The organism is Spinactinospora alkalitolerans, from assembly GCF_013408795.1.
GTDB lineage: Bacteria > Actinomycetota > Actinomycetes > Streptosporangiales > Streptosporangiaceae > Spinactinospora > Spinactinospora alkalitolerans.
Map to the genome: position 1 here is coordinate 6180575 of NZ_JACCCC010000001.1, position 25816 is coordinate 6206390.

The 25816-nt window shown below is 66.4% G+C and carries 22 protein-coding genes and 1 pseudogene; 4 read left to right on the top strand and 19 right to left on the bottom strand.

The features are described 5' to 3' along the window. Positions 1-7 precede the first annotated feature (7 nt). The 11 genes from HDA32_RS27620 to HDA32_RS27670 form a co-directional block, all read right to left on the bottom strand. The gene (locus HDA32_RS27620; protein WP_179645933.1) at positions 8-1516 is read right to left on the bottom strand and encodes a GMC family oxidoreductase; all 1509 of its coding nucleotides are present in this window, start codon (positions 1514-1516) and stop codon (positions 8-10) included. Positions 1517-1599: 83 nt separating this feature from the next. Then, positions 1600-1965, bottom strand: coding sequence for an MmcQ/YjbR family DNA-binding protein (locus HDA32_RS27625; protein ID WP_218882626.1), 366 nt, complete (start codon positions 1963-1965; stop codon positions 1600-1602). A 6-nt stretch (positions 1966-1971) separates the two neighbouring features. After that, entirely contained in the window at positions 1972-2361 is a 390-nt protein-coding gene (locus HDA32_RS27630) for an MmcQ/YjbR family DNA-binding protein (protein WP_179645935.1), read from the bottom strand. A gap of 1068 nt (positions 2362-3429) precedes the next feature. Next, positions 3430-4917 carry an NAD-dependent succinate-semialdehyde dehydrogenase gene (locus HDA32_RS27635; RefSeq protein WP_179645936.1) on the bottom strand — a complete coding sequence of 496 codons (1488 nt, stop codon included), beginning with the start codon at positions 4915-4917 and terminating at the stop codon, positions 3430-3432. A 2-nt stretch (positions 4918-4919) separates the two neighbouring features. Further along, the gene (locus HDA32_RS27640) at positions 4920-6197 is read right to left on the bottom strand and encodes an aminotransferase family protein (protein WP_179645937.1); all 1278 of its coding nucleotides are present in this window, start codon (positions 6195-6197) and stop codon (positions 4920-4922) included. Between the two features lie 65 nt (positions 6198-6262). Next, positions 6263-7759 (bottom strand): class I adenylate-forming enzyme family protein, encoded by a 1497-nt coding sequence (locus tag HDA32_RS27645; protein WP_179645938.1) that lies wholly within the window; start codon positions 7757-7759, stop codon positions 6263-6265. A 148-nt stretch (positions 7760-7907) separates the two neighbouring features. Continuing rightward, entirely contained in the window at positions 7908-8675 is a 768-nt protein-coding gene (locus tag HDA32_RS27650; RefSeq protein ID WP_179645939.1) for an SDR family NAD(P)-dependent oxidoreductase, read from the bottom strand. A 67-nt stretch (positions 8676-8742) separates the two neighbouring features. Further along, complete coding sequence (locus HDA32_RS27655; protein WP_179645940.1) at positions 8743-10275, bottom strand: 4-hydroxyphenylacetate 3-hydroxylase N-terminal domain-containing protein; 1533 nt, start codon at positions 10273-10275, stop codon at positions 8743-8745. A gap of 270 nt (positions 10276-10545) precedes the next feature. After that, complete coding sequence (locus HDA32_RS27660; RefSeq protein WP_179645941.1) at positions 10546-11901, bottom strand: MFS transporter; 1356 nt, start codon at positions 11899-11901, stop codon at positions 10546-10548. A gap of 168 nt (positions 11902-12069) precedes the next feature. Then, positions 12070-12588, bottom strand: a complete 519-nt coding sequence (locus HDA32_RS27665) for a flavin reductase family protein (RefSeq protein ID WP_179645942.1) — start codon at positions 12586-12588, stop codon at positions 12070-12072. Next, entirely contained in the window at positions 12585-12761 is a 177-nt protein-coding gene (locus HDA32_RS27670) for a hypothetical protein (RefSeq protein WP_179645943.1), read from the bottom strand. Before HDA32_RS27670 ends, HDA32_RS27665 begins: the two co-directional genes overlap by 4 nt. A 386-nt stretch (positions 12762-13147) precedes the next feature. On the opposite strand from HDA32_RS27670, the gene HDA32_RS27675 reads away from it, so the two are divergent. From HDA32_RS27675 to HDA32_RS27690, 4 genes and pseudogenes are all read left to right on the top strand, one after another. Then, the gene (locus HDA32_RS27675; protein WP_179645944.1) at positions 13148-13744 is read left to right on the top strand and encodes a TetR/AcrR family transcriptional regulator; all 597 of its coding nucleotides are present in this window, start codon (positions 13148-13150) and stop codon (positions 13742-13744) included. A gap of 287 nt (positions 13745-14031) precedes the next feature. Next, a pseudogene (locus HDA32_RS31170) lies at positions 14032-14497 on the top strand (IS5 family transposase); the annotation flags it as partial. Between the two features lie 330 nt (positions 14498-14827). Further along, positions 14828-15688: a helix-turn-helix domain-containing protein gene (locus HDA32_RS27685; RefSeq protein WP_179645945.1), complete on the top strand. Its 861-nt coding sequence runs from the start codon at positions 14828-14830 to the stop codon at positions 15686-15688. Between the two features lie 95 nt (positions 15689-15783). After that, a complete protein-coding gene (locus tag HDA32_RS27690; protein WP_312863453.1) occupies positions 15784-16143 on the top strand; it encodes a DUF397 domain-containing protein in 360 nt (119 codons plus the stop codon). 115 nt (positions 16144-16258) lie between these two features. On the opposite strand, the gene HDA32_RS27695 is transcribed toward HDA32_RS27690, so the two are convergent. From HDA32_RS27695 to HDA32_RS27730, 8 genes are all read right to left on the bottom strand, one after another. After that, positions 16259-16777, bottom strand: coding sequence for a regulator of G-protein signaling domain-containing protein (locus HDA32_RS27695; RefSeq protein ID WP_179645946.1), 519 nt, complete (start codon positions 16775-16777; stop codon positions 16259-16261). Continuing rightward, a complete protein-coding gene (locus HDA32_RS27700; RefSeq protein WP_179645947.1) occupies positions 16774-18687 on the bottom strand; it encodes a polymorphic toxin-type HINT domain-containing protein in 1914 nt (637 codons plus the stop codon). Before HDA32_RS27700 ends, HDA32_RS27695 begins: the two co-directional genes overlap by 4 nt. Positions 18688-18815: 128 nt before the next feature. After that, the gene (locus HDA32_RS27705) at positions 18816-19187 is read right to left on the bottom strand and encodes a hypothetical protein (RefSeq protein WP_179645948.1); all 372 of its coding nucleotides are present in this window, start codon (positions 19185-19187) and stop codon (positions 18816-18818) included. A 447-nt stretch (positions 19188-19634) separates the two neighbouring features. Further along, on the bottom strand, positions 19635-20684 hold the full coding sequence (locus HDA32_RS27710; RefSeq protein ID WP_312863355.1) for a C40 family peptidase: 1050 nt from the start codon (positions 20682-20684) through the stop codon (positions 19635-19637). 52 nt (positions 20685-20736) lie between these two features. Further along, the gene (locus tag HDA32_RS27715) at positions 20737-21549 is read right to left on the bottom strand and encodes a replication-relaxation family protein (protein ID WP_179645949.1); all 813 of its coding nucleotides are present in this window, start codon (positions 21547-21549) and stop codon (positions 20737-20739) included. Further along, on the bottom strand, positions 21546-24617 hold the full coding sequence (locus tag HDA32_RS31965) for a type IV secretory system conjugative DNA transfer family protein (RefSeq protein WP_312863356.1): 3072 nt from the start codon (positions 24615-24617) through the stop codon (positions 21546-21548). The genes HDA32_RS27715 and HDA32_RS31965 overlap by 4 nt, the downstream gene beginning before the upstream one ends. Continuing rightward, the gene (locus tag HDA32_RS27725; RefSeq protein WP_312863357.1) at positions 24614-24988 is read right to left on the bottom strand and encodes a pilin; all 375 of its coding nucleotides are present in this window, start codon (positions 24986-24988) and stop codon (positions 24614-24616) included. Before HDA32_RS27725 ends, HDA32_RS31965 begins: the two co-directional genes overlap by 4 nt. A gap of 352 nt (positions 24989-25340) precedes the next feature. Continuing rightward, entirely contained in the window at positions 25341-25643 is a 303-nt protein-coding gene (locus tag HDA32_RS27730; RefSeq protein ID WP_179645950.1) for a hypothetical protein, read from the bottom strand. Between the last annotated feature and the right edge of the window lie 173 nt (positions 25644-25816).

The following is a 25816-nucleotide window of genomic DNA, read 5'->3' on the forward strand; positions in this document are numbered from 1 at the left end:
TTCCTTTCTAAGAGCCCGTTTCGCGGCTTCGTGTCGTCATGGCAGCGGCGCAGTGCTCGGCAAGGGCCATGGTGGTGAGGTTGGGGTTTGCGGTGGGCAGCCCAGGCATCACAGAGGCGTCGATGACGTATAGGTCCTCGATGCCGTGGACTGCGCCGGTGGGTGAGACGACGGCTCCCGGATCCTCCGCTGGGCCCATGCGGCAGGTGCCCACCGGGTGCTGGTAGGTGGTGACGGACCGGCGCAGCGCATCCAGCAGTTGCTCGGCGGTGTCCGTGGCGGTTCCGGGGGCCAGCTCCTCGCCGAGCATGCCGTCCAAAGGCGGGGTATGTGCCAGGCGGCGGGCCAGCTGCATGCCCGCCACCAGGCGTTCGCCATCCCGTGGATCGGTGAGGAAGGCGAGGTCGATGCGCGGGCCCTGCCGGGGATCATCGGAGTACAGCCGCACCTGTCCGCGGGAGTGCGGACTCAGCAGACCGACGTACAGGGTCAGCACGGCGCTGTCGTCGGCGCTCGTTTCCGGTCCCAGCGGGAAGACATGCAGGTCGGTCTCGGTGCCGGCACCGGATGTGCAGGTGAGGATCATCTGCAGGACTTCGTCGGGCGGAGCAGTCGCCGTGCGGTAGGCAAGGGTGGTGACCGGGTGGTCCTGCAGGTTCTGGCCCACGCCCGGCAACTCGACCGCGACCGGTATGCCCAGGTCGCGCAGATGCTGGGCGGGTCCGATGCCCGAGCGCATCAGCAGGGCAGGGCTGCCATAGGAACCGGCGGCGAGAAGAACCTGTCGGGCCCGCAAGACCGTGCCTTGGTCGTCGCAGAGCCGGACCCCGACCGCCCGCCCGTCCTCCAGCGTCACGCGGTCCACGAGCGTCTTCGCTCGTATCGTGAGGTTGCCGCGACCGCGGCCTCGGGCGAGATAGGTCAAGGCGGTGCTCTGCCGGACACCGTCGAGCCGATTGACCGGCACCGGGCCGATGCCATGGGCCCCGGGTGCGTTGTGGTCGGCCACCGGCGGATACCCGAGGGCCAGGCAGGCGTCGCGGAAGCCGCGGTGCAGTGCATGAAGATCATGGGGACCGTGGCGGCGCACGGGTACGGGCCCTTGGTTACCGTGCCAGTCGGTGGCGAAGTCCAGATCGCGCTCGACAGCGCGGAAGTCGGGCAGCAGCTCCTCGAAGGACCACGCACCGGTTCGTGCTGCCCAGGCGTCGTAGTCTTCCGGCCGACCGCGCAGAGCGATCGCGTTGTTGATGGCCGACGAGCCGCCGACCAGCTTGCCGCGGGCCACGGCGATCTCGCGACCCAGGTCACCGGGCTCGGTGACCGATCCCCAGTCGTGGCTGAACGTCTCCCGCGGGCTGGCGGCTACGTCCTCAGGCATCCCGGCCGGCTCGCTGCCGTAGTCCGGACCCGCCTCCAGCAGCAGAACCGAACGCCGCCCGCCCTCACTCAGACGGTCCGCCAGCACTCCTCCGGCAGAGCCTGCACCGACCACGATCACATCCCACTGGTCCACGAACCAGATCCTCCTCAGGTGCTTTCCGTGGGGTTCGGTCCCGCAACGAGCCATGGGTCTCGAACTGAACAGCGAGCAACCAATCACGTGCTGTCGGGCTGTTCCTTCCGGGGCAGGGCGTCCCGGACGCGCTGGTACGAACCCTCCACCAGATCCTCGATCAGATCCTCGCCGATGCCACTGCCGGCGCCGACGCTCACCCAGTGGTCCTTGTCCGGATAGCGACCGCGGGTGATCGTCGGATGCTCCCGGCGCAGGGCGCTACCGTGGTCGGGCTCGGCCTTGACGGTGATGACCAGCTCGTCCGGGTCGTCGGTGACGATCAGGAACACCTTGTCGGTGACCTTGTACACGTCCAGAGTCTGGGTGAAGGGCCGTCCGTTCGAGACCCCGGGCGGGGAGTCGGCCGTTCTGCGGGCGATCTGCTGCAACTGCTCACCGGAGAGCATCACCCCTTACTCCTCGCCCGCTGCGCCGAAGCTCTCGGGATCCACGGGTCGCTGCGCTCGCGGCAGTCCAGCCACGACAAGCCGGTACGAATCGGTCACCAGGTCCTTGACCAGGCCCTTGTCGACACTCTCCCCCGGCTCGAGCGTGATCCAATGCTTCTTGTTCATGTGGTAGCCCGGCGTGATGTCACGGTGCGACTGGCGCAGCGCCTTGGAGTCCTCCGGATCGGCCTTGAGGACCACGATGGGATCGCCGGGGACCTCTGTCAGCAGCATGAAGACCTTGCCCTTGACCTTGAAGACCTCGTACTCGGGCCCGAAAGGATGGCCCATCGTCGACGCGGGCAGTTCCTCGGCCACCTCGCGCGCAGCGTCCTGCAGCTTCCGTCCCTTCACGGTGCACCTCCATCCCGTTCGCCGCCAGGATCGGTCCGTCCCTCGAGCCTCGGTGTCGGCGAACGCGCAGTCAACGCCGCATCGGCGGGTTCTCGTCGACTGGCGAAGACCCTGCCAGCCTTGACCATCTCACCAACCTGACGAAAAGTCCTGCTGCATCGCCGCCGGCGACGTGAACGGCGCGTGGGCGCCGCACACATCCGCCGCCAGGCCATGAGGCGCCACACCGGGTGAACATCGCAGGACGGGATCGCCTCCGCCGTGCGTCGGTCGGTATCCGGCCGCCTTCGCAGCAGATGCCTGACGACCGATCCCAGGCGGCTGCCGCCCGGATCGCCTCACAGACGAGCAATGTCGTCTACGCTCTCGACTCGACTGGTAAGGCCAGCGCGGTCTCCGAGCCCTCCAGACTCTCTACCGGGTCCGGCACTTGCCACGGCGATCTCCTCGAGGTCACGTGGTCCCAGAATCCAAAAATCCGACTCCGAGAAACGCAGGACACACCAGTGCAGGTCAAAGGCCGCAGCCGAGTGCGGGTGGCCAGCCACCGCTCCAGCCACCGGGCCACCGTCAACACCGCCGGATCCGCCCCGGCTCTGTCCAGTTCCCGGGCCCGGCGCAGCCCTTCCCGGGCGGCTTCCCGGGAAGCGAACCCACCTCGACGCACCCAGTGTCTCCCACCGGGAGCGTGCTCCAACTCCAACGAGAAGTAACAGCTCCATGCCCCTGCCTCGACAGTCCGGCACAGCGCCCTCTCCGGCCTTCGCGCTCTTGGTCCCTCGGCATCCGCACCGCGTTTACACCGAACCCACTCCAGACATGACCACCACCCCCTGAAACCAGTCTCCTTCGAGCGGGGGCCGGGAGCAGCCGGTGGAGCCATCCTCCGCCGGACGACTCCAAAGGGCCAAGAACCTTCATCCTCTACGTAGCACCGCTTCAGCATGCTTTACCTACATCAGTATCCTCCACGTTCAGGACACACGAGATCACTTCAGTGATCCGACACGATTCGCAGCGCACGCTGGCTGCCGACCGTCAGCCAGGCACTCTCTCGACCCAACAGGTTCAGCTGGTGCTGCGCAGGGCCAGGTTGTAGAAGCGAATCTCCTGGTACTCCTCGAGACCCTCGGCGCTGCCTTCTCGACCGAGACCGGATTCCTTCACACCGCCGAAAGGCGCTGCGGCGTTGGAGGGCACACCCTGGTTGATGCCAACGATGCCGGTGCCGAGGCTGTCAGCGACGTGGAACGCCCGGTCAAGGCTCTCGGTGAAGACGTAGCCCGCGAGCCCGAACTCAGTGTCGTTCGCCCGCGTTACGGCTTCCTCCTGGGTGGAGAACCGCTGCACAGCCGCGATCGGTCCGAAGATCTCGGTGGTGGCCACTTCAGCGTCGGCGGGCACGTGGTCCACCACTGTCGCCCCGAAGTAAGAGCCGGGGCCCTCGTGGGTACGACCGTGAGTGAGAAGCTTCGCACCTCGACCGACGGCGTCGTCGACGAGACCGTGCAGCCGGTCGACGGCGTTGTGGTCGACCATCGGCCCCAGGCCGACGCCGGACGCGAGACCGCTACCCATCCGCAATGACGTCAACCGTTCGGTCAGGCCCTCGACGAACGCGTCCGCGATGCCGTCCTGGACCAGGAATCGGTTGGCCGCGATACAGGACTGCCCACCGTTGCGCATCTTGGCGTTGAAGGCACCCTCGACCGCACGCTCGAGATCGGCGTCGTCGAAGACGATAAAAGGCGCGTTGCCGCCAAGCTCCATCGAACTCTTGAGCACGTTATCCGCGGCGAGGCGAAGGAGCACCTTGCCCACACCGGTAGAACCGGTGAAGGAAACCTTGCGGACCCGAGGGTCAGCCAGTACTGCGTTACTGAAGGCGCCGGCGTTGCTGGTGGTCACGGTCTGGAGCAGATCCCCGGGCACTCCGGCGGCCACGGCCAGCTGCACCGCAAAGAGCGTAGTAAGCGGTGTGAGTGTGGCGGGCTTGGTGACAGCAGCACAACCTGCGGCCAGCGCAGGAGCGATCTTGCGGGTAGCCATTGCCAGCGGGAAGTTCCATGGGGTGATGAGCACGGCCAGGCCAACCGGGACGCGTCGGGTGAGAAGCCGCGCGCCACCCATCGGTGCTTCACGCACCGTGCCGGTGTGGCGCGTGGTCTCCTCCGCGTACCAGCGGACGAAGTCAGCCCCATAGGTGACCTCGGCTCGAGCGTCGGCCAGGGTCTTGCCCATCTCCAGGGTGATGAGCAGGGCGATGTCGTCGGCGTTGTCGATCAGCAGGTCATACCAGCGGCGCAGAACGTCGGCGCGGTGTCTCGGTGTGGTGGCGGCCCAGTCGCGACCCGCTGCGTCGGCGCGGGAAACAGCGTCCAGCGCCTCAGCGGTGCCGAGGTCGGGAACGTAACCGATGACGGAGTCATCATGCGGATCGCGGACAGGGATGGCGTTAGGCACAGCCGCACGGTCGGCCCCGATCCGGGCGACGACCTTCGCCACAGCAGCGCGGGACAGCGGATCAGGCTCGAGAAGAACGTCGGACGTGCTCATGGTCAGCGACCTCCGTGCTGTGCGACAACTGCGGCTTCGATGGCACCCACGAGCTCGCGGAGTTCCTCGTTGGTGGTGATGAATGGCGGGCTGACCTGCACGGTGTTGCCACGCAGCGGTCGCGTGATGAAGCCGTCCTTGATCAGCGCATCGGTGAGGGCCTCGGCGCTGAGGTCCTCACGTAGCGAGATCCCGCCCAGCAGGCCCGCCACGCGGGTCTCGGCCACCCCGGCGAGGCCATCCAGGCTCTTGAGTCCCTCGGTGAGCGCGCCTTCGAGTTCCTTGACCCGAGGCAGCAGCTTCTCTTCCTCCAAAAGATCCAGGTGACGCAGGGCCACGGCGCACGCGGTCGCGTGGCCGGCGTACGTCGCACCGTGGCGGAAAACGGGTGTCTCGTCGGTGTCGCGGTAAAAGCGCTCCCAAACGCGCGGTGAGACAAGGACACCGCCAAGCGGCGCATAGCCGGAAGTGATTCCCTTCGCGAAGGTGATCAGGTCCGGCTGAAGACCGTAGCGCTCGGTGGCGAACATCTCGCCCATGCGGCCGAAGCCAGTGATGACCTCGTCAGCGATAAGCAGGATGTCGTTCTCGCGGCAGATCCGCTGCAGGCCCTCGAGGTAACCGGGCAGCGGCGGGTTAACTCCACCGGTGCCCTGGATCGGCTCGGCCACGATCGCGGCGATGTTGCTCGCGCCGATCTCCAGGACGGTCTGCTCGACCGCGTTGATGTCGTAGGCCGAGACACGGGCCGTCTCAGGCACCAAGGACTCCGTGCCGTAGCCGTCGCGGTTGAACTGCAGCCCGGCGATGCTGGTGCCGTAGGCGTGAAGTCCGTGGTAGGCGAACTCCCTGCTTAAGATCGCCGTCTTGGTGCGACGGCCCTCGGCCTGCCAGTGACGGCGTGCGAGCTTACAGGCCACGTCGATGGCATCCGATCCACCGCTGTTGAGGATGACCTTCGGGTTAGCGATCGGCGAGAGTCCTGCCAGCACCTCCCCCAGTTCGACGGCCCGGTCGTTCAGGTATCGGCCGAAGATGTGGTAAGTCTCCACGCGCTGCATCTGGGTGTACGCAGCCTCGGCAAGCTCAGGACGGGAGTGCCCGACGTTGGCGTGCCAGAGGCCGGCGGTACCGTCGAAGAGGCGTTGGCCATCGGCGGTGAAGACATAGGAGCCCTGGGCGCGCTCGATGATGATCTGTCGGCCGAGGACGGAGGGCATGTGTGCCTGGGCGCTCCACAGGGCTGGCCCGGTCAGTACCGGGTGAGCCTCGTTGACCATGGAAGTCTCCTGGGAGTGAATTGCGCGGGTGCATCGGCGGGGCGCATAAGCTGGTGACGAGGGCGTCAGGCGTTGGCGCTGAACAGGCCCTTGACTGCGATTTTGTCGACTTTGTCGTTACTGTTGCGGGGCAACCGGTCGAGGACCAGCCACTCGGTGGGGACTTTGAAGTTCGCGAGTCGCGCCTGGCAGTGCTCGGCAAGAGCGGCGCGGAGCTTCTTTACGTCGTCGAAGTCCCCAACGACCGCGGCTGCCACGGATTCACCATGGCTGGCGCTGTCGATGCCGACAACAGCGACCCCGGTGACGTCGGGATGCTGCGCGATTACGGCCTCGACTTCGACCGGGGAAATGTTGGCACCGCCTCGGATGATCACTTCCTTACTCCGACCGGCCACGAAACCCCAGCCGTCGTCACTGATCTCGAACCGGTCGCCCATCGGCAGCCAGTCTTGGGGAGTGATCTCGAGCTCAACGAGGCTCTCGGGGTCGAAGTAGCCCATGTAGTTGCCCTCAGAACGCAGATGGAGCTGCCCAGTGGGATCGCCATCTTGCTGCGCTTCAACCTTCGCTTGGACCCCGGGGATGACCCGGCCGCAGGAACCCGACATCGGGCGGGGGTCGGTGTGCGGATCATAGCCGAAGCCGGGTCTGCCCTCCGATGAGGCGTAAAGGTCGAGAACCGGTACACCGAACATCTCCTCGAACTTGGCGAAAGCGGTTTCGTCGCGCCGTTCTCCCCCGCTGACGGCCATGCGCAGCTCTGGGCCGAAAGGCCGCCGACCGGTCTTCTCGCAGTAGTCGACGAGAATCCGGAAGTGAGTGACTACACCCATGAAGACCGTGACACCACGGCCTGCGGCTCGGTCACACATGAGCGTTGGACTGAAGCGCTCGAGCATCACTGCTCTTGAGCCCGACATGAGTCCGGTGAGATTAGCGGTACCCAGGCCGTAGATCCAGGAGAAGGCAGGGGGTGCGAGCAGGACGTCACTCGAGTTGAGCCGCCACAGTGCGCCGTGGAGTCGAGAGACCGCCTTCTCACCTTCGGAGCTGTACAGCACCGGCTTCGGTGCCGCAGTCGAGCCGGAGGTGAGCGTGATCAGGATCGGCGTGCGCTGCGTCTGGACTTTGGACAGGTCCTTTACTTTGCTGACGTCCCAGGTGACCAGGTCGAACGCCCCCATTCTCTCTCCGGAGGCGTGGTAGCCGGTGTGCGCAAAGATCGACACGAAATCCGGGTGGAGAAGACCGACTGCCGGCTTGATCAGCCGCATTACATGGTCGGCGTCAGCGGGAGTGTAGCGATTGTTCACGGGCACGAAGATCATCTCGGCGCGGGCGCAAGCGAGGAGCATGATGTGGTGCCACACACTGTCTGGTCCCACGAGCACGACTCGCGAGAGTTGGGGAATATCAAGGCTGCGGAGGTAAGCCTCCATCTTGAGGACCTGCTCGTGCAGTTCGCGCCAGGTCCAGTCACCGAAGGTGTCGGCGACCGCGTGCCGGTCCGGGCCCTCCGTCAGTCCCATATAGAGGACGTCGTCGGCGAAACTACTCATGTTTCAGCTCCCTCGTCTCGTTGAACCAACCTGGTAACCGGGTTTGCCGACCGGGAGCAGGTCACATGGCCGTACCGATGCGGCCGGCAGGGCCCGGTCGCGGCAAGGATCACCGGGCCAGCTCGGACAGCGGCCGTTGATCCGCAGGTCACCAGGGCAGCGGACCGTCCTCGTTGAAGTAGCCACCGGTCGGCGAGTCCTCGCCTCTCAACGCCAGCGCGACCAGGGCGCGAGCACCCTGCTCGACAGTGCGGGCACCGAGGCCGCGGTTCATTTCGGTGGCGACGTATCCGGGAGTGATCGCATTGACCTTGATGTGGCTCAGCGACTCATCAGCCTGGAATGCCTTGTTGTAGTGCAGCGTGAGCATGTTCAGCGCCGCCTTGGAGGTGGAGTAGGCCGCCCGCACCGAGTGGTCGCCGCCGAAGTCCTTGTCCTCAGCGGTCAGCTTCAGGGACGCGGTCGTGCTTGACACGTTCACAATGCGCGGTGCTTCAGCCTGCTTGAGTAGCGGTAGACAGGCGTGGGTGGTCTCGGCGACACCTCCCACGTTGGTGATGAACGCCGCCTCCAAATCCTTGCCGATGATGTCTTGAGGGCGAACCTCGACCATCCGTCCAGCGTTGTTGATCAGGATGTCGAGTCGGCCGTACCGCCTGCTGATCTCCTCGGCCGCGCTGTGCGCGTTGCCGAACTCGTCGTCTCGCGCTGCCACGTCCAGGTGAACAGCGATCACTTCGGGTCCGTCGACCGTCAGTTCGTCTTGGATTCCCTTGGCTGCTCGTTCGCCGGCGGCCAGGTCACGCGCTCCGATCACGACCGTCAATCCCGCTTCGGCGAGCCGACGCGCAACCTCGCGGCCGATTCCGCGATTTCCACCAGTGACGAGCGCCACACGTCGATCACTGCTTCCCATCGTTCACTCCTGAAGGTCCTACGCAGGGCAGCTGGTTGTCTTCACTACGTTCCACTGAGACTTCCGCTCAGGCGATGCCGTCGGCCGCAGCGGTCTGGGCAAGGAACGCGTCGACGCGGGCCTCTGCCGACTCCCAATCGAAGCAGTCGTACATACGGCTCCGGGTGACGTGCGGCGGACCGGCGTAGAAGAGCTCGTACTGGTTGTTGCGGCTGGCTAGCTCGGAGCCGACCATGCCCCACATGAGGCGGATGAGCCGGTACCGGCTCATAGCGACCTCGAAGTCGTCTGTGCGATGGAGCTCCAGGAAGAGTTTGCGTGTGTACTCGTTACCGAAGGCGCCCACGTCCGCCGGCTGCTGGAACGCGTGGCTGGCCAGCATGTGCCTCATCTCGGTGGCGAAGTCCGAGAAGTACTCCATCGACCAGTTGCTGTTCGCGTACATGAACTCACGGTTCTGGGACACGAAACCGTGGTCCCAGCGTGTGGGCTGAGACTCCTGGGCGATCACAGAGGCCTCTAGCATCTTCACCCGTGCCGCGAGACCTCCCAAGACGCCCTGCACGGCAGGGTTGCCCGTGAACTCCAGCGCGTCACCCAGGCGTTTGGCCGCCGCGAGCATGAAACGCATTTTGGCGAGCAGACGGATGTGGGCCTGGGCGTTGCCGAGCGTGTGCCCCGGAGTCTCGACGAACAGTCCGTAGCTTGCCTTCGGGTCGTCGAGGACAAAGATCCGGTCCCACGGGACGACGACATCGTCGAAGTAGATCGCCGCGTCTGACTCATCGAAGTCGGCGAGCGGATCGTCGACATTGCTCACTGCGTGGGCGGCGTACGGCTTGCGCGCAAGGATCTTCACGCCGGGGTGATTGGCCGCGATGCCGAAGCTGACTGCCACCGCTTCATCGCCCGAACGCAGCGGCTGGGCGTTACCGACCAGGATTTCGTGGCAAAGAGCACCGCCAGTGGCGAGCATCTTGAAACCCCGAACCTTGACCCCCGCCTCGCTGGTTTCGACCACACGCATGGCATTCTGCACGGCGGACGACTTAACCGACTTACTGCCGGCTGGGGGAAGGACCGCGAAAGAGAGGTAGAGGTCGTTGTCGCGAATGTGGCGCCAGTAGTTGAGCAGGTTCTCGGCGTACTGGTCATTTCCGGTGACCTCCGGGCGGCACGCCATGCCGGTGACCATAGCGGCCACATGGTCGGGCGAGCGCCCGAAGAGACCGTTACTCTCATCCGCCCAGGCCGTGTGCAGTCGTCGCCGCAAGGTGAGGTCCTCGCCCGAGCGAGGGCGAAGGAAGTTGACGTTCGTCTTCTCCCCTGTCTCCTGTTCTACGTAGGACAGCGACGGGTCTGCAGAGCTGCGGTCAAACAGGCGAGCCACGATCCTGGCCGGACCGGCGAAACCGCGGTGCGTCGTAACGTCGGCGACGAGATCTCTCCCAACATACACCTGCCGACCGTCCTGGATGGACGCAAGGTATTCATCACCAGCGCGAAGCATAAAAGCCGTCCTTTCAGAAGAATTCACCGATTGGAAACAAGCGATCACCGGTCCGCTGGTTTCTCGCGCACAGGGCATGTCGAGTTCCACGTGGGGTCCCGGAGCGATCACCACACTCGCATGTCAATCAGCATAGTTACATGCTGACCGACATGTCAACGCTTGGTTCCCTGCTGGCGTGCACTTGAAAGAATTTTTACGAGGAATGCAACGAAACGAGGCGCCCCCGAGCCCACTCCCCCTTGGAGACGGGCCGTGGGGTTGGCGCCTGCACCGGGCGGGAGCAGCGAACAGGCGGAGACGAACCTGTTTCGACGCGGCCGCCCGCCCAGGGCAAGTCGGCGGTGGACGTCGAACGGCCTAGGAGCGCATCGCCGTTGCTGGCGCGTCGGCACTCGGCGGCTGCTCGCCCAAGGACCCCCGCGAGCCAAGGGCACCCGATGCGCTTCCATTGGCCTTCTTCAGCGCTGCGACGGCACCAGCGCTGATGATCGCGGAGACCATCACAAAGGCAGCGGCAGGCATCCAGGAGTTGGTCATCCGGAAGGACTCGGTGAAGAGCATCGGGGAGAACGCGGACCCGAGTACACCGCCGATTGTGAGACCCAGCGAGATACCGGTGTAACGGACCTTCGCCTCGAAGGCTTCGCACAACAGTGCGGCGTATGGCCCGTACATAAAACCATTCGAAATACCGGCCATGACGAATGCCAAGACCGCCACCGACAGAGATCCCGAACTCAGCATTGCGAAGAATGGGATCACGGTCACGAACGTTGCCGCAAAACCGAAGTACATGACCCTCTTTCGCCCAAGCCGATCAGAAAGCCAGCCCGAGAAGAGGATGCTCACGAGGTACATGAACGAGAAGAGCAGAGTCGAAACGAGGAGCGAGTTGTACGAATAGCCGACCGATTCCGTGCCGTAGGCCACGCCAAAGCTGTAGGCGGCATAGAAGTAGAAGCCCTGGGCCAGGAAGGCAAAGGCACACAACAGGAGACTGGCCATGCGAGTCCGAAAAAGCACTGCGAGCGGCATCTTGGCGTGGTCGTCGCTCTTCTTGAGTTCGATCATGTCGTCGGTTTCCGGGATCCTGCTACGGATGAAGAGGCCGACGCCCACTAGAGCCACGCCGATAATGAACGGCACTCGCCATCCCCAGGACTCGAAGGCCGAATCAGAAATCATGGCCGACATCCCAAGGAAGCAAAGCGTCGAAAGCATCAGGCCGAGCGGCATGCCAGAAGAGGGAAAGCTTGTGAGCGCGCCCTCCTTGCCCGGTTTGGCGTGCTCGTGCGTAATCAGTACCGCTCCTCCCCATTCGCCCCCGAGTGCAAGACCTTGCAGCAGGCGTAGCACCATGAGCAGGATGGGCGCCCAGATGCCGATCTGATCGTAGCTGGGGACGAGGCCGATCCCACATGTGCCGATCCCCATGATGCTGAGCGTCACGAATAGGGCCGACTTGCGACCGACACGGTCACCGAAGTGCCCAAACAACGCAGCTCCGAAGGGGCGGGCGACGAACCCCACAGCAATTCCACCGAAGGCCAGAATGGTACCAACCAGCGGATCATGGTCCGGGAAGAATACCTTGTTGAAGACCAGTGATGCCGCTGTCGCATAGGCAAAGAAATCGAAGTACTCGATGGTGGTACCAGTCAAGCTCGAGGCGATAAGCGTCCGATTGCTCGGGCGTTTCACTGAAGTGGTCACGAGACTCCTGCTTTCTCGAGTGGGCATAGCGCGGCCGCGCAATGTGGGTGCCCGCCATCGCCCTTCAGCTGGGTGGATGGCCTGAATTTTTGGTAGTGATGGCGGGCACGCCGGCCAGGGGCCATGTGGCCAAGGGGTCATCTCCACGCTAGAGATCGCACCGAAAGGTCAGGTAGCGCAATGCTGGAACCTGCGCTGCAGATAAAGCAGCGGGTTCGCCGGTCCTTCGCTAGTTCGCACGTGGGTGATGCGGCCTACCAGGATTCCGTGGGTGAACTGCGGAATGCAGTCGTCGAGATCGCAGACGAGGGTTGCGGTCGCGCTTCGCAGCGCCGGCATCGGCCAGCCTATGGGCCGGTCGAGGTATGCGGCGTCGACGAGCTTGTTCTGCCCCGGCCGGGAGAGCTTGTACGCCAGCTCCTCGGACCCCGCGGACAGAAAGCTCACGGAGAAACGCTTGCGCTCACAGATCATGTGGAACGTCTGGTTTTCCCGATTGAGGAGCACGATCAGCGAGGGCGGATCATTGGACAGCGATGAGATCGCGGTGGCTGTCATGCCATGCACGTTCCCGTGCTCGTCGCAGACTCCGATGATGCCGACGGTCGCTGCGACGCGGCCGAAAGCATCCTGGAAGTGCTGCTTCAAGTCGACACGGACGTCTGCTGTCGCCTGATCGCCCATCATGCCGAGAACCGCCCATCACGAGAGCATGCGGGCACGCCGCCAGGAGCGGGGCGGCTCGACACCGTCTCGTCGTAGGGGGTGTAGTCGGAGACCTCGTCGATCGGCCCCGACCAGAACTTGACCTCCAGGCCGTCAGGTCGGTCTGGCACGTAGTGCGTGTCAATCAAGCGCATGGGTTCAAAGTCCTTCCACCGTTGAGCGTGCGGGCTCGATGGCAAACTGAACAGTTCGCAGACATGGGCCGCACCTCGGGAAGACTTCTTGTTCCATGCCAAGGGCGTGACCAGAATCATGCACACACTTGGCGGGGTGCACAAGGTCTCACGTGCTATCGATTCGAAAATCTCGTGTCACGGCGCTCGCCAGGTGGGATGCTGCACCCGTGCGATGCCGAGTTGGACCTGGGGGCTCGCGGCCCGTGTGGAGCGGCTGACCGCTGTGCTGTGCCGTACTCGCGACCGTTGACGTATGTCATGCAACATGAAAACATGTTGATGCTGCACCTGGAGTGGTTGGCTGGACTCGACTTGGAACACCATCATGACTCTGGAGGCGGAGAGTGACCAATTCAGTGCCCTCTGACGTCGACCGCTTGATCGTTGACGGTTCAGGACGCCTCGACGTTGGCGGGGTGCGCAGACATCAGATCGTTATGGCCGTGCGTGAGCTCATTGCGACTGAAGGGGTAGGCGCCGTCACGATCGCGCGCATTGCGGCGGCCATGGGTACGTCGCGAGGAGTGGTGAACCACCACTTCAAAAACAAGGACGAGATCCTGCGCGCCGCCCTGCAGAGCGCAGTGCGGAATGCCAGCGCCGCCACCGATCAGATCGTGACGGAATCAGCAGACCTCGGCAGTGTCACCGCTCTAGTGGTCCGCCTCGCATCAACGGGTAGCGACTGGTGGCAGGTCTATATCGCGTTCTTGGCGGAGGCAACCCACAACGAATTCGCCAAAGCGATGCTCCAAGAAACTGATCGGAACTTCCGCCGAAACCTCGGACGGACCCTTGGAGACGAAGCACGAGCAGCAGTCGTTCTGGCCCTGATGAAGGGCTTGGCGCTTCAGCGTGTGGCCGACGAGAGCTTCGATACAGAAGGCGCGCTCGCTGCCGCTTCTGAGTTGCTTGCGCCGTGGCGAGGCAACCCTTCCTAGTGCTGCAACGACAGGTTGCGATGTGGTGGCCACACACGGTAGATGATCGTGTGTGGCCACCACTGATCTCGAGACTTGGTCTCGGTCCTTCTCCGAGTTCACCGCGTACCTCGCACCGCTTCGGCCGCATCGAGTCTCGCCACTAGTGCTTGTATCGAAGTCGGATGTGATGTCCTACCTCGACTGAGCACTGTCCGGCGTGTCGGTTCCCGGAAATGAGCGAGGTCTCCGGTAAAGGGTTCATCGACCAAGAAGAACCTGAAGACCGGAGACCTCGTGCACACCCTTCGCGGGGCGGGCTGACCACGAAGCTGCACTTGGGCTGCGAGCAGGGACAAAAGCCACTGGCGATCGTGCTGACCGCGGGCCGGCGTGGCGACAGTCCGCAGTTCGTGCCGGTGCTGACCGGTGTCTGTGTGCCGCGGCCGACCGGTGGCCGGCCCCGTACCCGTCCCGATCGTGTCCTGGCAGATAAGGCGTACACGTCCAAGGCCAACCGGGCCCACCTGCGTCGCCGGGGGATCCGAGCGACCGTTCCGACCAAGGCAGACCAGGATGCGAATCGGCGTAAGAAGGGGGGCGAAGGGCGGTCGGCCACCGGCCTTTGACCGGGAGGTCTACAAGCAGCGTCACGCCGTGGAGTGCGGTATCAACCGACTCAAACGCCATCGCTGCGTGGCCCCCCGCTACGACAAGCTCGCTGTGCGATACGAGGCCACCGTCCACATCGCCGCGATCAACGAATGGCTCTGACCGACTTCGACACAGGCCCCAGTAGTTCACCGACCAGCCCCCGGGTCACCGCGACATCCCTCTTCTGCGGCTTCACCCACCGCACCAGCACATCCCGTCCGTCATCCATGACCTCTCCCAAGGACTTCCGAGCGTGACGACGCACACACGCCGCCGGAACACGCTCCATAACGTCTCTCGTAACGTTACAGAGCAAGTGATTCGCCAAGTTATATAGAGTTTTCTGGAGAACCGGTGCAAGACATGCGAGAGACTGAGCGCCCACCCCAGTGGCTGCTCCTGCCGGACGGGGCGCAGGGACGGACGGCTCACGCCGCACAGGAGGTGTCGATGGTTAAGCGGCGCGGCCCCGTGGTGGGCCGGAGGAAACTCGGCAAGGCACTCCGCCGGCTGCGGGAGGCGGCCGACCTCAAAGGAGCCGACGTCGCCAGACAGCTGAAATGCGTGACGTCCCGGATATCGCGGATCGAAGGCGGCGACCTCGTCCCCAACCGGGACGACCTGCGGATCATGCTGGAGATGTACGGGGTCGAGGACGACTCCGAACGGCAGCTCCTCTTCGACCTCCTCACAGAGGCCAACCGCAAGGGCTGGTACGAGTCCTACGGGCGGATCATGCACCCGAAGTTCCAGGTGTACATCGGCCTGGAGACCGACGCCACCGCTCTCAACGCCTACGAGACGGTCTTCGTGCACGGCCTCTTGCAGACCAGCGCCTACGCCCACGCGATCATCGACGCCACCATGCCGCGGGCCTATCCGGAAGAGGTCGACGAACTCTCCGAACTACGCGTCAAGCGCCAGGAGGCGCTCACCCGAAGCGACGATCCCCTCCAGCTCTGGGCCATCCTGGAGGAGGGAGCCATCCGTCGCCCCGTGGGCGGTTCGAGCACCATGCGCGCGCAGGTGGAGCACCTTCTCCAGGTCACCGAACTGCCCAGCGTGCACGTCCAGATCATGCCGACCAGCGTCGGCGCGCACGCCGGGCTCTCCGGCCCCTTCACCATCATGGAGTTCGACCAGGAGATCCCCGACATCCTGTTCGTCGAGAGCCAGGGCGGCAACCTCTATCTGGAGAAACCGGCAGATTTACGGCGCTGTAAGCTGACCATGAACCTCCTGCGGGACAAGGCTGCGGCGACCGAGGAGTCGAGGCGCCTGCTCATGGAACTGGCGAAGGAGCACGAGTGACCCACGCGCCCGAGCGGCCGGCCGACAAGCACACCGGTGAGGCCCCCAGCGCCTGGATCAAGTCCTCCTACAGCTCGGGCAGCGGACAAAGCTGCGTGCGCATCCGCTCGCCGCACAGCGGCGTGACCGAGATCGGCGACAGCAAGAACCCTGACGGCCCCACGCTCACCGTCCCCAACCCCGACTGGGACGCCTTCCTCGACCAGGTGGCCGCTGGAGTCACCGAGTACTCAGGCCGACTCCTGCCCCCTTCCTCCCGAGGGCGGCTTCATCCTCCGCGACACAGCGGCGTCAGCGACGCTGGCCTTCACACGAGCCGAGTGGGAGGCTTTCCGCTCCGGCGCGAAAGACGGGGAGCTACGCCCACTATCCCCTGCTCGATATCATTAGCCTTTCCTGAACACTGCCGCTTTCGCCACCGAGAAGCAGGAGTTCTCGTAGGCAAGATTGCCTGAGTAACCTATCGACCGATACAGGCATCTCGCCTGAAGAAACTTTCCACTATAGGAATCACGCTCCTATGAACGGCACACCCCAACCAGCCATCCATGGACGGCGATAACCTGCACATCAAGCTGGATGGGCTTCCTTGTATCCCGAACTCCACAGGGTCACACTCGGGCCGCGGGACGACTGGTCCTCTTCGTCCAGATCAACGGACACCACAATATTGTGCTGAGGGTACCGCTGCTTCAAGACACCATTCCAGCACTCCCCTAGCGCTGCAGTGAGTTCGCGCTCGTCCATGTCGTCGAACGCGGGAGAGTCGGCGTTGACGAACAGCGACCACATAGCCGTCAGATTGACGGTCGCCTGCGTCGATACAATGTCATGTTCACTCAGCCACTGATCGACGTTACTCTCCGAGAATCTGCGCTTGATGAATATTCCGCCACGGTACTCGACTGTCTCCGGGCAGAAGAGCCAAGATGACGCGATCACGAACTTCACGCCCTCATCCTGGTCAAGGAAATTAAGGGGGTCTCCCCAGTTGGGGTCTCCAAGGGCCTCCCGAGCCCATTCCACTACAAACCGGGGGACCTTCCGCGGAAACCACCGCGGAGTTTCATGGTGTTCGAGTTTCGTCATGGGATCTCACTTGGCTTGGCTGGACGTACCTGCCTCTGCCCCTCTAGGAATATCCGGCCGTCCGGCTTGGGTTGGTTACGCTCGTAGTACACCACATGCGGAGTCGGGACGCCTCCATGCGCTCTCCCCTCCAAGTCAACTCGCTTGATCGCCATACCATTGGCGTCGTAAACGATGTAGTTTGTCACGTTACCTGTCTGCGGATTACGGTTGTATAGCGTTCCATTCGCGGGGCCACCTTGCGCTGGGAACTTATTCTTACTTCTCCCCCTGCTTCCAGGTGGAGGCGTGTATTCCTGGCCATTATTGATCAGGGTACTTGCGGATGGAAGATTACTGTCATCCGGTATCCACTTCTGAGCACCACTGCTCGTTACACATCTCTGCCCAGGCTTAAGAGGGCCTCCGCTGTTGTGTACGAGGAGGTCTGTCTTGCCGGCGGTGACGTGGTAGGTGTGCAGGTCGGCGATGGTGAGGTTGTGGACCTGCTGGTCTTGGACCGTCCAGGTTCGGGTTGCCTGGATCTGTACCCAGGTGCCGGCGCTGGTTTGCAGCCAGGTGCCGGGCTGGAGGTCGGCGGCCTCGATCCAGGCGCGGTATTGCGGGGCCCAGAAGGGGTGGGCATCAGTGGCGGTGACGGTGTCGGTGTGGCCGGAGTCGTCGGTGATGGTGAGTTGGACGAGGGTCTTCTCGCCGCCGCTGCCGATCAGGCGGGTGACCTGGCGGGGGCCGGTCTGGCCGGTGTCGGGGTCGGCGGCCAGCACCTCCTCACCCACCGCGATGTCTTCGATCGGGGCGGTGCTGCCGTCGGCGAGCAGGACCGGGGTGCCGGGAACGAAGCTGTTGGCGGCACAGTTGGGCACGTCAGCACCGTCATTGCTATCGCTGTCGCGGTCGCCGTCGTCGCTGCCGTCGCGGTCGTTGTCTGGTCGGGTGCCGGGGGGATCGCCGCCGGCCCGGGTGGTGGTGTCCTCGTCCGGTGGGTCGCCGTTGCCGTCTCGGTTCCGGGGCGCATTCGGGGCGTCGGGGGTTTCGGGGAGGCCTTTGAGGAACGTGCCGGTTTTGCCGAGGGTGCCGACCCCGGGGGCGAACATGGTGCCCAGGTTGTAGCCGCCGCGGGCGATCGCGGCATCCCATTCGCCGTCTCGGGCGTAGTCGACCACGTCCTCGTCGGCGATCATGCGGGTGTTGTTGCCGAGGCTGAAGGGCGAGTCCCACAGCGCGAACTCCCCGGTGTCCAAGGCCAGCCCGCCCAGCGCGCCGACCCGGTCGCCCTCATGCCAGCGCTGGGCAAAGGCCAGACCGTCCTCTTCGGCGCTGGTCTTGATCAGGTCGTAGGTGCCGGCCGCGGCCCCGGTGACGGTGTCGATCGGGTTCAGCGCGGTGTCGACGGTGTCGGCCACATCACGCTTGACGCCGCCCCAGATCCCCTCGCCAAGGATGTCGCCGGCGTGGTCGAGGAACCCCTCCTCCTCCTGGGGGCCGGGATCGGCCGGGGATTCGGACGGGGCGTCGTGGTCGGCGGGCTCCACCCCAGGAGAACCTTCGGAGTCCTCTCCGCCCTCCTGGCCTTCCTGGTTTCCCTGACTGGATGAGTCCTCGCCGCCAGGAGCCTGCCCTCCAGGGGCGTCACCGCCCGGGGGCGAGGAGGAACCGGAACCAGACGAGCCGTCCGGATCCGCAGAGCCGCCGCCACCGCCGCCGTCGGGAGTACCGGAGCCGTCGGCGGTCTCGATACCGGTGCCGTCGGCGGCGAACACCGAGGCCACCGCGCTCTCGATCCCGGACCGGATCATCTGCGGCAGGCCCGAGCCCAGCAGCACCGAGGCGATACCGGCCACCAGTAGAACGACTGCGGTGTATTCGACAAAGGACGCGCCACGCTCGGGATCATGGATTCTTCGCAGCACAGGTATTCACCGGTTTGTCGAGGGGCGAAGACGGCAAGCCGGTCAACAGTAGTGAAACCATCACGCACAGCGATAGAGCCTCAAGGCCCAACCCTTACATCCCGATTGGGCCTGCGGGCCCAACCGCGCTACTGCGCGGCGCGCTCGGCGAAGAATCGCCGCGACGGCGCGCGCAGCACAAACACCAAGGTCAGGACCGGGATCAGCATCTGCGTGAACCCCTGGACGCCCTCGCTGAGGTTGCCCACCGCCAGAAACAGGTTCAACGCCTGCAGCACCACAATCGACCAGAACAGGACACGCCCGCCCTTGGGCAGCCGCAACCCGAACACCAGCGACAGCACCCCGGGAAACACCGCCCACAGCAGCGCCCCGATCAGCGCATCGGTGACCGCCCCGGCCAGCACCAGCGCCGCCACCACCCCCACCGCCGACAACCCCGCCAACACGAACAGCAGGACCCGCACGACCTTCACATCAGGAGGCAACTCGCGCTTCACAACAAAGACTCCACGGCGCATAGGCAACGCAGGCAAACGTAGCGCAACCACAACCAACCGTGACCAAAAGGGCCGTATGGCTGAGCCGTCATCTCATCGAGCTTTGACTACTGCGTTCGCGGGAGTGCTGCGGATCTCCAGAACTCAGACCTGCTGTGCCGCCGGCGCTACGCGCACTGCGACAGCTAACCCCTGCGCGGACCGATCGCCAAACATCAGTCAGGCCCTGCCCGTGAGAACTCCTTGCCGAGTGGTGATGGTGAAAGCTCCTTCGCGGTCGATGGTCTGTGCGAGGCGCTTCTCGACGCGGGCTAGATGTGCCGCCATCGACCAATCGGGGCGACTCGGTGCGGTGATCACCTCATCCTGGACGGCAAGCTCTCCGAAACCGGCCGCTGCGGCGAAACCAACGAGGCCGGCACGAGCGATGCGTGGTTCAACGGCCTATCACCCACTCGGTCGGACAGCTTGCGTGAACCGAGGTGTGTAGTAGTCGCTTTGGACGGGCTCGACTCGGACGGTCTTGCCTCTGGAGGGGGCGTTGATCATTTGGCCGTCGCCGATGTACATCGTGACGTGGCTGGGCGAGGGGCCTGATCCGGTGTCGTAGAAGAGCAGATCGTCGGGTTGGAGTTCGTTGAGGGAGACGGGGGTTCCGATGCGGGCCTGGTCAGTGGTGACGCGGGGGATGTCTACTCCGGCGGCCTCCCAGGCCTTCATGGTCAGGCCGGAGCAGTCGAAGCCGGCGGGGCCCACGCCGCCCCAGATGTAGGGCTTGCCGACCTGGGCCAGGGCCCATTGCGCGGCTGTGCGTCCGGCCCGGCTTCCGCCGCGGCCGACCGCTGCCGTCGGGGCAGGGAGGGCGTCGAACCGGTCGATCTCGGCGAGGACGTCTTCGACGTAGGCGCGGGAGGGGTTGTAGCGGAAGAGTGTGGCGTCGAGCTGGTCGCGGTCGGTGAAGTCGACGGGGCCGCCTCCGGCGGTGAGGCAGAGGTGGCGGGCGCTGGCCAGCGCGGAGTCGTAGACGTTGTGCGGGTCGGCGGTGCCGTCGCCGTCGCCGTCGGCGCCGTAGGTGTCCCAGCCCGACGGCAGGTGCTGGTTGGGGCCCACGGCGCGGTCGTATTCGGTGTCGTTGTCCCAGCGTCCGCCGTCGGTGTCGTGGTGCGGGGTGGTGTTGCCGCCGTTGCCGGTGCCGTCCAGGCGCGGGCCGATCACCGGCGGGTCGACGTCGCCGCGCGCGTCGATGGTGCGGCCGGCGAGCAGGTCGGATTCGATGGAGCCGATGCCGGCCAGGATCTGCCAGCGCATCCCGGTGCACCGGGGGTGCATGCCCTCCAGCGCGGCGGCCGCGCGCACGTAGGCGTCCAGGAGCACATCCGGGATGCCTTCGACGTGGGCGGGGGCCAGGCTACGGGGAGAGCTTCCAGCCAGGGCCGCGCCGACGAGCACCGGGAAGAGCAGGAGCGCGGCCGCCCCGGCGATCGCTGCCTTGACCACGCTGCTCCCCTTCTTCCTGCTCTTCCCCCGCTTCCTGCAGCAACCCGATGGTTCAGGGGGTCGGGTCGGCGAGGCGGTGGCGGTGGTCGCTGTCCGGGGCGCGCCAGATGGCGGCGGCCGGGCCGGGGACGGCCAGGAGCGCGTGGGTGGTGAGCCGGATCGGGGTGGCTGGGGTGGCGTGCGGGGCCAGGGCGGCGGCGAGGTTGGTTTCGCGGGCGGTGCCGGGCACGGCGAACAGGATGGGCGAGGGCATGCGGCTGGCGGCGGCCAGGCGGGCGTAGCCGGGGAGTTTCCTGGCGACCCGGGTCAGGGCTTCGGTGCCGGTGTCGTATTCGAGGAAGGCGTCCACCCGCGCCTCCTCTTCGATCCAGCGCAGGTAGGCGTCCGGGCGCACGTAGCCGCCCCATTCGGCCGCGGACTGGACCTCGCCCCACCACACCGCGAGGTGGGCGCCCGGGGTGGCGCGGGCGGCGAGGGTGAAGGCGGTGAAGGTCTGGACGAGTCCGGTGGTGTGGTCGAGTTTGGCCGAGTGGGCGATTCCGGCTGCGGTGTCGTGACGGTAGCCGAGTTCGTCCAGGCCCAGGCCGCGGTGGTGGGCCAGCACGCGCGCGCCGGTGGGGGCGAGCGTCCAGTGCACGGGACGCGTGCCGGGTCCCGGGGTGGTGGGGCGGAAGGTGTCGAGGAGTCCGTAGCGGTGCAGGGCGAGCAGGCGCCGGCGGGCGTTGCGGGCGGTGGGGCCGGTAAAGAAGAGCGCACCGGCCTGCAGGGTGGTGAGCACGCGGTGGGTGTGGACGGTGCCGAGGATGGCGTAGTCGCGGTCGGTGAGCCTGTCGGCGAGGTGGGCAGTGTGGACGCGGCGGGTCATGCGCTGTTCTCCTCGGTGTCTTCGAATCGCTTGTCGATGCGGGCCGGGACCGTGCCGCCGCCGGGCGGGCTGTGGCGGCGCGCGGCCGCGCGCACAGCGGTGGCGCGGCCGGGGACGGGCGCGGGCATGGGGCGGGTGCGCATGGTGAAGGCGGGGCGTTCGCGGGCGCCGACGAGGAGGCGGCCGGCGGCCTGGTAGTCGCTCAGGTGCATGAGGTCGTAGGAGCCCAGGTTGGGCAGGGTGTGCTGCTCCAGTTGGGCGGCGTCGTCGGGGCTGCAGCTGAAGTAGACCTTGGAGCGGGCGTTGGCGGAGACCGCCTTGCGCAGCTCGGTGGGGAGCTGGCCGAGCTCCTGGTGGGCCAGGGCCAGGGCGAGCCGGTAGCCGCGCGCTTCGACCAGCATGTCGGCCAGGCTGCCGGGCATGTTGAGGAAGTTGTGGCACTCGTCGATGTAGGCGGCCACGTCCTTGCGCCGGTGCTCGCTCTGGTGGACGCGGGCGGTGACGGTCTGCCAGGTCGCGGCCAGGGCGAAGGAGCCGATGAGGGCGGCGGTGTCCTCGCCCAGCAGGCCTTTGGGCAGGCGCAGCAGGACCAGGCCGCCCTCGTCGAAGGCGCGGGTCAGGTCGATGGTGGAGGGGCCCGAGGCTAAGACGTTGCGGACCCAGGGCCGCAGCAGGGCGGTGCGGACCTTGTTGAGGATGGGGCCGGTGACGGTGCTGCGCGCGCCAGGGGTGAGCTGGTTGTACCAGTCCCAGAACCCGGCCAGGGCGGGGTCGCGGACGGCGTCGACCAGGCCGGTGCGGAAGGCGTCGTCGGCGAGCAGGCGCGGGATGTGGGCCAGGGTCAGGGCCGGGTCGCCCGCGCGGGTCAGGGTCAGGGTGGTGGCGCGCAGGATGTCGTCGGTGCGCGGCCCCCAGGAGCGCTCGTAGATGCGGTGGAAGATGCCGGTGACGGTGTCGGAGGTGAACTCGGGGTCTTCGCCCTGGAGCAGGTTGAGCCGGGGCGGGCGGGTCCGGTCGTCGGGGTCGAACAGGATGGTGCGGTCGGCGGCCGGTGCGGGCAGCCGGGTGAGGATGTCGGTGATCAGGTCGCCGCGCGGGTCGATCACGACCGCGGCCCGGCCGGCCTCGGCGTCCTGGAGGACCAGGTTGGCCAGCAGCGTGGACTTGCCCGATCCGGTCTTGCCGATGATGTGGGTGTGCTGGCGCGATTCGGCGACGCCCAGGGCGACGGCCCGCTCCAGTCCGGCCACGGCGGTGTCGGTGGGCAGGTGCGCGATCGCCGCCAGTTCCGGGACGCTGAGCAGGGAGCCGCGTGCGAGGTGGCGGCGGTCGGCCCACAGCGCCGGCTGCCACATGGGGCGGCGGCGCAGGTGGTTGGTGCCGCTGGTGAACGCCGCGAACGCCCCTGCGATGCCGTGGGCGCGCCCCTGCAGCCGCGCTGCCGCGGCCGGGCCGGTCGCGGTGGTGGTGAGCTGGTAGGAGATCGCGCAGGCCAGCCGGGGTGCGGCGGCCTTGGTGAGGATGGCGCGGATGTTGTCGCCGGCGTCGGGCCACGGCGCCCCCGCGACGTTCTTGGCGCCGGGGCCGAGCGGGTCGAGCAGCAGCCCGGCGAGCGTGGCCGAGTGCGTGCGCTTGAGCCGGGCCGCGGCCGTGCGGGCCCTGGCTGTCCGACGCCCGGTCGCGGGCCGGGCGCACACTCGCACGCACACCCGCTGGTCGGGGTCCAGGTCGCCGACCGCGCCGAGCAGGCCGCGCAGCGGATCGTCGGTGAAGCGGGTGCGCAGCGGGTACTCGTCCCCCCGCGCCAGCCGCAGCCACCCGCCGGTCCGCTGCCCCTGCGGCGCGGCCCTGGCGGTGGCGGCGAGGGCTTGCGCTGTGGCCGCGGCCCGGCCGCGCAGGCCCGGGACGGCCCTGCGAAAGATCAGCACCATCATCGCGGTGCGGGCCAGCCGCATCAGCGGGGAGGAGTCGCTGCCGCTTCCCGCGGCGATCTTCATCGCCCAGAACGGGATGCGGATCTGCACATACAGCATGGTCAGCAGCAGCATGATGTTGAGCAGCACGCCGCCTTCGCCGCCGGGATCGTGGGCGGCCAGCTCCACCACCTGCGAGCCCAGCACGACCGTGCCCTGCACCGCCGGCCCCGGTGTCAGGGCGGCGCTCTCCCAGGACCCGAAGTACTGGAACCGCCCCTCGAAGAACAGCCGCATGAACGCGATGAACGCGATCGCCTGGCCGATCGGGACGGCCAGCAGCGCGGCCATGTAGCGCCACCACAGCGCCGCGATCCGGTTGGTCTGGGGAGCCAGCAGCAGCGGCGCGGCGGTCACCAGCACGATGGCCATGGCGATGCGCACGACCTCCACCGCGCACCACACCACCAGCAGCACCACCGCCGCCACGACCAGCAGCAGGATGAACAGCACGCCTTCCATCAGCAGCCACTCCATGCGCTCACGCAGATTGGCTGCGGCCTCCTCGGCGTCGATGCCGTCGGAGGAGACCGCGGTGGAGACGGCGTTGGCGGCGCGGATCATCTCGGTGGCGATCCACAGCGAGGCGTTGGAGGCGATGAACCCGGCGGCCAGGCGCGGCAGGACCTCCTTGGCCGCATAGCGGGCCTGCACGGTCTCGTGCGACATCACCACCACCCCGCCGACCACCACCAGCAGCACGTATAGGGCGTTGGCGGTGGTCAGGGTGCCCGACCAGAGGCCCTCCATCCCGTCGGTGGGCGTCGGCGTGCGGAAGGCCATGGCCCCCAGCCAGCCGAACAGCGGGTTGAGCGCGGACTCCACCAGGTCGTGGAACCAATTGGAGATGTGGCAGGAGACCTCCATGACCCCGCACTCCAACAGCGGCTCCTCGGGAGCCTCCTGGTCGGTGGCGGGCGGATCACCGGGGTCGGCGGGGTTGTCCGGCGGAGGCGGGCCGGGCTGCGGGTCCGGCGTCGGCCCCGGCTCGGGCTCGGGCTCCGGTTCGGGGGCGGGCGGCGGGGTGTCCTCCGGCGGCTCCGGCTCCGCCCCCGGAGCCGGATTCGGTTCCGGCCGGGGTTCGGCGGTGGTCACTGAGTCGTGCCCTTGACGACGTAGTTCAGCACCGTCATCAGCACCGTGGCCAGCAGAGCGATCGCATAGCCGATGCCCGCGCCCTTCAGAGCGCGCTTGGCGGCGTCGATCTCACCGGAGTCCCCGCCGGCCAGCATCCACCGCAGGCCCCCGACCGTCAGGAACAGGGTCGCCAGCGCCATCGCCAGCGAGACGATGACGTTGCGCAGGCGCTCCACGACCGCGCTGAGGTCCTGGGTGGTGGTCGTAGCCGGGTCCTCCTGCGCCCACGCCGACCCGGTACCGTCGAACAGCAGCCACACCGCGGCCCCCAGCAGCGCGGTAGCCCACCACACCCAGGTGCGCGGCTTCTCATACGACTTCTCCCCCACGGCCCGGCCCCCTTTTCCCTTCGCCTTCGCATTGCACGAGCAGCGAGTGAGCCGGTGCCGTTCCCGTGCGCGAGCACTCCCCCTTTCCACAAGGTGTGGATAACTTTTCGTTCGCCTGCATCCAGGGCGTCGGTGAAGGCGATACCAGGAGCAGCACCGGCAGACTCGCCCGTCATAAAGCCGAGCAATGCCGGGAATTCGACACCCGCGGCAGAAGAAATCCAGAGAACCCGCGGACGGTGCGGCCGCGGCCAAGCCATGCGGCCCTGGCCGACCGCAAGAGGGCCCGGCGCAGCGCGCCGAGCCCTCTCTCCCATATGCGGCTACCGGCCCTACGCGTGACTACCGGCCGTCAGGCCGCCCTTCGCTCTGCCGCGGTCGGCCCCGCCTGCCCCGGAGCAGCCGCCACGGCGAACAGTCCCGCCGGCTCCGCACCGGCACGCCCCGTCAGTGCGCGCGCCAGCCGGGCCTCGGCACGCTCACGCCGCTTGGCCAAGGTCTTGTACGGCACCTGCTGCTCGGCGGCCAGATCGGCCAGCGACCGCCCCTCCAGCCGGGTCGCCGCGACCAGCTCCGCCTCGACCTCAGCCTCGCCCGCCATGCCCAGGCCGCGGGCGGTGCGGGCCTTCATCGACTTCAGGCCGGGCAGGCCCACACGTCTCCACCGCCCTTCATAGTTCAGAGACTCCAACCTGGCCGACCATCCCTCATTTTCACTACTGGTGAGAATCCCCTGGTCCCCAACTCCTTACCCGCACATCGGCCGGGACGGTGCCGTTACCGGAACCTGGCGATCACGCCCCCGTGCTCGGCAGGGGATAGGTCGCC

Excerpts from the sequence above, each read along its gene's own strand:
- HDA32_RS27625 (WP_218882626.1), bottom strand. The coding sequence starts at position 1,965 with ATGCTCTCCGGTGAGCAGTTGCAGCAGATCGCCCGCAGAACGGCCGAC.
- HDA32_RS27635 (WP_179645936.1), bottom strand. The coding sequence starts at position 4,917 with ATGAGCACGTCCGACGTTCTTCTCGAGCCTGATCCGCTGTCCCGCGCT.
- HDA32_RS27640 (WP_179645937.1), bottom strand. The coding sequence starts at position 6,197 with ATGGTCAACGAGGCTCACCCGGTACTGACCGGGCCAGCCCTGTGGAGC.
- HDA32_RS27645 (WP_179645938.1), bottom strand. The coding sequence starts at position 7,759 with ATGAGTAGTTTCGCCGACGACGTCCTCTATATGGGACTGACGGAGGGC.
- HDA32_RS27650 (WP_179645939.1), bottom strand. The coding sequence starts at position 8,675 with ATGGGAAGCAGTGATCGACGTGTGGCGCTCGTCACTGGTGGAAATCGC.
- HDA32_RS27665 (WP_179645942.1), bottom strand. The coding sequence starts at position 12,588 with ATGATGGGCGATCAGGCGACAGCAGACGTCCGTGTCGACTTGAAGCAG.
- HDA32_RS27670 (WP_179645943.1), bottom strand. The coding sequence starts at position 12,761 with ATGCGCTTGATTGACACGCACTACGTGCCAGACCGACCTGACGGCCTG.
- HDA32_RS27685 (WP_179645945.1), top strand. The coding sequence starts at position 14,828 with ATGGTTAAGCGGCGCGGCCCCGTGGTGGGCCGGAGGAAACTCGGCAAG.
- HDA32_RS27695 (WP_179645946.1), bottom strand. The coding sequence starts at position 16,777 with ATGACGAAACTCGAACACCATGAAACTCCGCGGTGGTTTCCGCGGAAG.
- HDA32_RS27715 (WP_179645949.1), bottom strand. The coding sequence starts at position 21,549 with ATGACCCGCCGCGTCCACACTGCCCACCTCGCCGACAGGCTCACCGAC.